We start from the raw sequence: 8896 nt of genomic DNA, 5'->3' as shown, positions 1-8896 counted from the left end.
AAAGATTCTTCGTCAGCAGGAAATGATGCGGCAGCGGTCAGCAAGCCGGCAGTGGCAGAAGGCAAAGAAGGAAATGCTGTTAACTTTACCGGTACCTACTGCGGATATGTGAAGATGCCGTCTTCTTTAACAAAGAATGTGACGGACTGCACAATTCTGGCAGACGTCAAGCTAAATGCGGTACAGGGAAGCGGTGCGCGAATATTCCATTTTGGAGATACTGACGGAAAACGTATGTATGTTTCCTTTGAAGGCAAGAATGAATTAGTATTAGGTATCACGGATACTAAGACAAATAAAACGGCAGAATACAAGACTGGAATCAAACTGGGTACAGGATTCTGGAAGAATATTGCATTGACAATGGAGAATCAGACACTTATCTTATATGTAGATGGTGAAGCGGTATATACATTAGAAGACTGTGGATTCACCCTGGCTGATCTGGGTGATGTGCAGATGAACTATATTGGAAGATCCGAGAATAAACAGTCGGCATTCTTAAATGGTCTTGTAGATAACTTTACAGTAAAATCTGCAGCTATGACAGCAGAAGAATTAGCGGATGCATATGCACCGGAGGAAGATGCAAAACCGGTTTCCGCAGAAGTGGGAAGCTACGTAACAGTTGTGGGAAAAGCACCGGAATTACCGGAAACATTGCGTGTGCTGTATGACAATGGAATCTATAAAGATTCTAAAGTAATATGGGAAGCCGTTTCCGAAGATAAATATGGAAAAGCTGGCAGCTTTAAAGTAAACGGAACGGTAGAAGGCATGGACCACCCTGTTCAGGCATCGGTATTTGTTATGGATGGAGAAGAAACCAATCTGGCATCCCTGGCAAAACCAACGGCGATTATTAACTCCGTAAATGATCTGGGCGGCGTGGCCGGATTAAATGATGGATTTGAACCTTCCTCTTCAATGGATACCAGCCATGGAGTTTGGCATAACTGGTTAGGCAACCAGGGCGGGGAGGCCTGGGTACAGTATACCTGGGAGAAAGAAATCATGATTACGGCATCAGATGCCTATTACTTCAAAGACGGCGGCGGCAACTTCTGTCCGGTAAGCGTAAAATACGAGTATCTGGGAAGCGGCGGAGACTGGCAGGCATTTACCGGTACAGACGGTCTGGGCGTGGCAACTAATAAATACAATAAGACAACCTTTGATCCGGTAATGACAAAAGCAATCCGAATGACTATGACGCCGGAGAAACTGGGATGTGGTGTGATTGAGTGGAAGGTTTACGGATATCAGGTTGATACGGAACCCGCTGTAGATATGACAGAGTTAAAGAAAGCCGTTGAACTGGCTGAAACAAAAGCAGCTTATTACTATACGGCAGAGACGTGGAGCACATTTGCGGATGTTCTGGAAGAAGCAGAAAATATGCTGTCAGATGAAACGGCCGTACAGAATGATGTGGACGCAATGTTAACAAAACTCCAGGAAGCAAAGGATGCTTTAGAGATTATGCCGGGAGCAGTAAGTGCTAATCTCGCACCGCAGGCAGAAGTTTCTGCAAGTGTAAATAAAGCACAGGCTGTAAAAGATGGTATTAATCCGGTAAATTCCTCAGATTCTTCAAATGGCGTATGGGACAGCACAGGAGAAGAAGGCAGGGAAGCCTGGGTTCAGTATGATTTTGAAGAGCTGGTAAGGATTGACAGTACAGACATTTATTATTATCAGGACGGCGGAAAGGTTAAGCTGCCAAAAGAAGCTCTGGTAGAGTATCTGAATGATGAAGGAGTCTGGACTGAGGCAGAAAAAATAACTGAAATGAAAGAGAACCAGTATAATACGATCACATTGAATAAACCGGTTCTGGCAGCAGCAATTAGGGTGACCTTACAGCCACAGGATGAAAATTCGGCAATTGGTATCATCGAATGGAAGGTTTCCGGTGAACTGGTAAGTTCTCAGGGAGTCAACAAGAAAAACCTTAGAAACATCCTGGATATCGCCAATACAAAAGCAAAAGGCAGATACACAGCAGAAAGCTGGGCAGTATTTGCGGAAGCGCTTGCAAATGCACAGAATTTGGTCAACCAGGGAGGTCTGACACAGGAAGAAATCAATGCAGCCTTTGACGCACTTTATAATGCAGTTAATGAATTGCAGGCAGCAGAACAGACACAGGAAATTATGAATATCGCACCGGAGGCTGCCGTGTCCGCCAATATCAACAGCCCGAATGATTTAGGCGGTGCAGACACAATGAAAGATGGTTATGATCCTGCTTCATCCATGGATAAATCAAATGGGACATGGCATAACTGGGGTCAGGAAGGCAAAGAAGCCTGGGTACAGTATGACTGGGATACAGCGCAGGAAATTCACAGCATTGATGTATATTATTTTACAGACGGAGGCGGAATTCTTCTTCCGGCAGAGTCCAGATTTGAGTATCTGGGAGAAGACGGTCAGTGGTACGAAATGAATACGGTTTCTGAAAATATACCGGATGCATACAACACCCTGAATCTGGAAACTCCGGTAATGGCTAAGGCATTAAAGATTACAATGCAGCCGGTAGTGGAAGCAGGAGGACTGCATGGAGTTGGCATCATTGAATGGCGGGTAATGGCCATGACAGGTGCAGCAGACAGCGTTATTACTTCCGAACTGGAAGGGTTGATTGCAGCAGCTCAGAAAAAGTCCGAAGCAGATTATACAGAACTAGGATGGAGTCAGTTACAGACAGCGCTTGGACAGGCAGATAATGCGCTGGGCAAAGGAGATGTAACACAGGAAGAGATTGATGCGGCAGCAAAAGCATTGCAGGAAGCAATGATTATCAGGGAAGATCCGGTAGTTCCAGCAGATAAGAAAGAACTCATAAACCTGATTACCCTTGCGGAAAGCAAACTGTCCGGTAAATATACGACAGAAAGCCTGGATGCCCTGAAGAAAGCATTACAAAATGCAAAGAAGACAGCGGCAGACGAAAAAGCAGTTCAGGAAGAGGTAGATCAGGCTAAAACAGCACTGGAAGCTGCAATTGCAGGCTTAAAAGTAAAAGAGGATCCAAAGCCGATAGTAAATAAGGCAGAATTACAGAAGCTGATTAACTCATATGCAGGCCTTAAGTCATCCAATTATACTGCAGTAAGCTGGTCTGCATACTTGAAAGTATTAAATAACGCAAAGATGGTGAACCTGAATGCTAATGCAGCACAAAAGGACGTGGATGCTGCGTTGTCCATGCTGCAGCAGGCATACAAAGCCCTTGTGAAAGCACCCGTTGTTAAACCGGTTCCGAAAAAGAATGCAGTAGTAACAATTGGTAATGCGAAATACAAGGTTACAAAATCATCGAGCAAAAATGGAACCGTAATGTATGTAAAACCTACGAAAAAGACTTTTAAGAAGGTTACGATACCCGCAGCGGTTAAGATTAACGGTTATACATTCAAAGTAACCCAGATTGCAAAGAAGGCATTTTACAAGAATAAAAAACTGCAGAGTGTCACCATTGGAAAATATGTGACCAATATTGGACCAAGTGCATTCCGGGATTGTAAGAAGCTGAAATCTGTGGTGATCGGATCAAGCGTAAAGCGTATTGAAAAGTATGCATTTATGAATGATAAGAATCTAAAAAAGATTACGATTAAGAGTAAGAATTTGAAAACCATTCAAAAGAAGGCGTTTACAAATATTTATAGTAAGGCAGAGTTTAAGGTACCTGCGAAAAAGTTGAAGAATTATAAGAAACATTTGTTAGATCGTGGGGTAAAAACAACTGCTAAGTTTAAAAAGTTATAATCAGCTGAGATAGTATTTAAATTGTAGAATGAATGGTTTGGAAGTGTCAGGAGCTTTCCTTTTGGGAGGAGTCTGGCACTTCTTTCTTTTATTAGAGTTTCTATTTTATTATGCAGGTAGAAACCCAATAAAAACAAAAGATCTCATAATTATTATGGAATACTATAAATAAAAAATATTGCAACTTAATATTGACAAATGCAACAACGTAATATATAATGAAATCACTTCTTACAGAATTTTAACTTCATCTTAATTTTAAAGGGATGATTACTTCTTAAGAATTCTATTTTTCATAGTCAGATCGACTATATTTCCTTTGTGTTTTTTGTAACAGGTTTTAATTATTTCAAATTAGAAGTAGATAAATAAAGGGGGTGCTTTGCGATGGTGGCGGTATTCTAACATTGGCTTAAAGGAGCGCACACAATTTAATATACAGAACCAATGAACAAATTGAAATGTTTTATGAGGTGAGAAATGAAAGAAATGGAGTTTCTGTGCATTTTATGTCTGGTCTTATTGGCGGTTATTCTGGATTTTTGGAAGGGGAAAATACCAAACTTACTTACTTTCACAGGGATGGCAGCAGGAGGAGTGTTCCAAGCCTTAAATACAGGATATATGGGAATACTTTTATTTTTGGGAGGTGTAGGAACTCCGCTCCTGGTTTTGGGAGCGCTATACTATTTTAGAATGATTGGAGCAGGAGACATTAAGTTATTCTGCGCATTGGGAAGCTTTTTAGGAACAACGAAGATCATAACCTGTATCTTTATTGCTTTTCTGGCAGGGGCAGGTATTTCAGTGATACTGATTCTATGGCGGCGCAATTTGTGGAACCGTCTTGCATATTTCTATGCGTATATCAGCAATTATTTTTATTTAAAAAAGTGGGAGCCATATCGGAGGGATGAAGATGTGGACAGCCATATGCATTTTTCAGTACCTATATTAATCAGCATTATATTATACGCGGGAGGTTTTTATTGAAGAAAAATATTTTTGCAGTATGTGATTTGGAAGCAGCGTATGCTTATAACTTAATGGAATACATGAATATCAAGCAAAACACACCATTCGAGGTGCAGGCATTTACCAATGTTAAAAGTCTCAGTATTTATGCAAAAGAGCATGATATTGAAATGCTTTTAATTTCGGCACAGGCTATGTGTGAGGAAGTGAAGACGCTTAATATTGGAAGGATTATGATCCTGTCTGAAGGGGAACTGATACAGGAATTAGCGGAATACCCTGCTGTCTACAAATACCAGTCTTCTGACAATTTAATTGCAGAGGTTATGGGGTACTATGCAAATCAGAATGTAATGGTAAACCCGATGGCGTTATTGAAAAAGGATGTTGAGCTCATAGGGATTTATTCACCGGTTAAGAGAACGCTTAAGACTTCATTTGCTTTGACTCTGGGTCAGATTTTATCTAAAAAAAGAGCTGTATTATATTTAAATCTGGAGGACTATGCCGGATTTGAAACACTTATGGGAAAGGAGTTTGCGGCAGACATAGCGGATCTTATGTTTTTTGTAAGGCAGGGGAGCGGCAATATTATATACAAGTTAGACAGTATGGTACAGAGTATTCATAATCTGGATTATATCCCGCCTGCTTTTTCACCTATGGATCTTAGAAATGTGGAGTATGAGGAGTGGATGAAGTTATTGGGAGATATTATAAATTTTAGTTCCTATGATACCATCATTCTGGATATCGGGGAACAGATAGATGATGTCTTCCGATTATTGAAGCAATGCAGAAAAATCTACATGCCGGTAAGAGAGGACAGTGTATCGCTGGCGAAATTGGATCACTTTGAAAAAGTACTGAAAATGTGGGACTGTGAAGATATACTGGAACGTACGAGAAAGCTGAAACTGCCTTTTCACAGCAGTTTCGGACCCAGGGATCATTATGTGGAACAGCTTATGTGGGGGGAACTGGGCGACTATGTTAGAAAGTTAATTGATGAGGAAGAAAACGATGAAAGAGGCACAAGAACAGTTCCGGATCCTTCGTAAGCGGCTGCTTGAAAAACTGGAGAACGCAGGAAGCCTTAGTGATGAAGAAATCAAAGGGACAATTAATGAAATGCTCATAGAAGCGGGCAGAGAATTTTACTTAAGCCTGAAAAGAAAGGAAGAACTGCAAAAGGAACTGTTTAATTCCATCCGGAAGCTGGATATTCTACAGGAGCTGATCGATGATGATGCGATTACAGAGGTTATGGTAAATGGAACAGATGGTATTTTTATTGAGAAAAACGGCAGAATTTCCAAATGGGATAAGAATTTTTATTCTAAAGGAAAGATTGAGGATCTGGTTCAGTCAATAGCGGCAAATAGCAACCGTATTGTGAATGAAACTGTTCCAATCGTAGATGCCAGATTAGAAAACGGTGCCAGAGTTAATATTGTTTTACCGCCGGCAGCGATTAATGGTCCGATTATTACCATCCGGCAGTTTCCAGCCAGTCCTATCCGGATTGGGGAATTAATAGCCTGGAAGGCAGTTACAAAAGAGGCGGCTGAATTTCTAAGGAAGCTGGTAATTGCCGGATACAACATCTTTATCAGTGGCGGAACCGGGTCCGGTAAGACCACATTTCTAAATGCATTATCTGATTTTATACCCAAAGAAGAAAGAATTATTACCATTGAGGACAATGCGGAACTCCAGATACAGGGAGTTAAGAATCTGGTAAGGCTGGAGGCGCGAAAAGGAAATACCCAGGGGGAGCACGAAATCACCATTAGGGATCTGATTAAATCGAGCCTTCGCATGCGGCCGGATAGACTCATTATAACATGGAGAAGTTAAATAAAAGTAACACGTAGCTGATCCCCATCCCAAGTGCATTCTTCAATAATATCTGCTATAAAGTTTTTCTGATCTTCATAATTCCAGGTATCAAAAAGAATCATTTTCTTAGATATTAATTCAACAATATTAGCAACATCCGATTCATGCCTTTTATTCTGAATAATCTGTGACTCCATATCGCGAAACTGATTCGTAAGATTTTCTATTTTAGAATCTATTTCTTCAATTGAACTTATTATATACTTGGCGGCAGCTGAACTTTTGTTATTTGCAAGTTGAGATACAAGATTATCAACTTTTTCTTTATTCAGTTTTATTTCACTGGCAATAGACTTTCTGGTGTCTATAACTTTAGGACGATTTCTTATATATTTTTCTATACAAGATGGATCATGTTGAATATTTCTTAATATGCCGACAATTTCATCATCGATGGAAAAAAGTCCGACCTGTTTTACTGCACAATTTCCTTTCCCGCGATTTCTATGAGTGCATATATAATACCAATAAACCGGACGGCTTTTTATACTATAGTCAATCTTCCGCTTTGCGGACATTGTACGGCCGCAGGAACATTTTAATTTTCCTCGTAATAGCCCTATATCATACTTCCGGGATTTTGATATCTTATTTATCCCAAATCGTTTTTGAATAGCCAGATAGATATCTGGCGTAATTAATGGTTCGTGCATGCCTTTAGTGATGATCCATTTTTCTACTGGGTTGTTTATGTGTTTACCGCTTGTTTCGCTCGTTCGGTTATACGCGATTATAGCTGCTGTCGAGTCAAAATCTTCTCTTGGTACAGCCATAATACAACCTTTTTCGTTAAAATAATCCCACATTTCCGGGGAAGCCGATACATACTGGGGATTACGTAGAATCTGGTGTATGGTAACGGTAGATATGTTTCCCCCGGTTGGACTTTTGATTCCGTTAGCACGGAAGTATGTTTCCATCCCAGACAAGGTTTTTCCAGATAGAAAAGTTTCAATTATTTTGTTTAAAAATATTTCACCCTCTGGATCCCTCACAAGGACGCTATAATACTTATTCCTGTGGTCAAGTTGTCGTTCGATTTTATAGCCGACGGGAGCTTTCCCACCAGCCCATTTTCCAGTCTTTGCAAGCTCTACTAAATTGTCTCTAACTCTCTCCGCGATTGTTTCGCGTTCCATCTGCGCAAAGACAGAGCTGATATACATCATTGCGCGCCCTATTGGCGTACTGGTGTCGACTTGCTCTTTTACTGAAACGAAATCTACATTATGTATCTGGAAGTCCGCAAACGTTTCGGAGAAGTCCAGTACAGATCGGCTGATTCGATCTAATTTATAACAGATCACAGTATCAATTTTATTATTATGTATGTCGGACAGCATCTGCTGGAAACCAGGCCGCATAGTGTTAGACCCGGTAAAACCTTCGTCCTCATAAAATGCTGTCTCAGCCGATTCAAAATGTGCCTGAACATAATCTTTTATTATATTTTTTTGATTTTCTATAGAGTCACCTGTATCGGAATATACAGATTTTCTTACGTATCCCGCTATCAAAGTTTATACCTTCTTTCTATTTTATTATTAAAGATTTTATAAATATTTATATAATAAGTATCCAAAATCAGCATGGATAAAATTATAATATTAAACATTATGCATAAGAACGATTGTTCGAAAAAACTATTGTAAAAATCAAATACATATGATAATATGGTATTAAGAATTAACATATTCGGTTTTACGAATACCAAGGAGGAAATGCATTATGGGGACTAACGAACAAATAAAAACCATCATTCAACTTTTTGAACTATGCAACAATTCGGATCAGGTATTTTTGAAACAATTAAAAATAATATTACAGAATCACCTGAAAAAAAGTGGAAGACTTTAGCCTTCCCTTTTTTTTATGTTATTTATAAAGCTTTTGCATATATCTTTGAACAAATCTTTTGATTCAGGCTTTAATTCTCTGTATGTATGCATGACCTCCTGTATTATAATGAATAATTCATTGTCTGGTTCTTCTAAGAGATCAGATACAATAGATGCCAATTCGTCTGTTTCTTCTAATTGAAGGAACATCTCTCCAGTTCCTCTTACTAACCAATCCTCATTTACAAGTTTTCCATTCCAGGATTTTAAACATATTAATTTAGCAGTTCTGTCCGATAAGTTTTTTCTACCATTTTCTATATCTGATATATGGCCTTGTGTAGTAGATATTTCCTTTGCAAAATCTCCTTGCTTCATTCCGATTTCTTTTCGAAGAAGTT

At 39.6% G+C, this 8896-nt stretch carries 6 protein-coding genes; 4 read left to right on the top strand and 2 right to left on the bottom strand.

Annotated elements, in window-relative coordinates:
• The 4 genes from RHS_RS28380 to RHS_RS28365 form a co-directional block, all read left to right on the top strand.
• Window positions 1–3780: discoidin domain-containing protein (locus RHS_RS28380; protein WP_047835092.1), on the top strand; the 3780-nt coding region annotated here is incomplete at its 5' end.
• Between the two features lie 480 nt (window positions 3781–4260).
• Window positions 4261–4773 (top strand): prepilin peptidase, encoded by a 513-nt coding sequence (locus tag RHS_RS28375; RefSeq protein WP_052431016.1) that lies wholly within the window; start codon window positions 4261–4263, stop codon window positions 4771–4773.
• Window positions 4770–5816, top strand: coding sequence for a hypothetical protein (locus RHS_RS28370; protein ID WP_052431017.1), 1047 nt, complete (start codon window positions 4770–4772; stop codon window positions 5814–5816). Before RHS_RS28375 ends, RHS_RS28370 begins: the two co-directional genes overlap by 4 nt.
• Window positions 5779–6615, top strand: a complete 837-nt coding sequence (locus RHS_RS28365) for a CpaF family protein (protein ID WP_395023629.1) — start codon at window positions 5779–5781, stop codon at window positions 6613–6615. The genes RHS_RS28370 and RHS_RS28365 overlap by 38 nt, the downstream gene beginning before the upstream one ends.
• On the opposite strand, the gene RHS_RS28360 is transcribed toward RHS_RS28365, so the two are convergent.
• Complete coding sequence (locus RHS_RS28360) at window positions 6612–8174, bottom strand: recombinase family protein (RefSeq protein ID WP_047835091.1); 1563 nt, start codon at window positions 8172–8174, stop codon at window positions 6612–6614. The two genes, RHS_RS28365 and RHS_RS28360, sit on opposite strands and share 4 nt — an antisense overlap.
• Before the next feature lie 336 nt (window positions 8175–8510).
• Window positions 8511–8896 (bottom strand): helix-turn-helix transcriptional regulator (locus tag RHS_RS28355; protein WP_395023628.1); only part of this gene is annotated, 386 nt, incomplete at its 5' end.

It is taken from the genome of Robinsoniella sp. RHS, from assembly GCF_001029355.1.
GTDB classification, from domain to species: domain Bacteria; phylum Bacillota; class Clostridia; order Lachnospirales; family Lachnospiraceae; genus Robinsoniella; species Robinsoniella peoriensis.
Note: the sequence above shows the minus strand (reverse complement) of the source record. Positions and strands in the feature narration are given on the sequence as shown.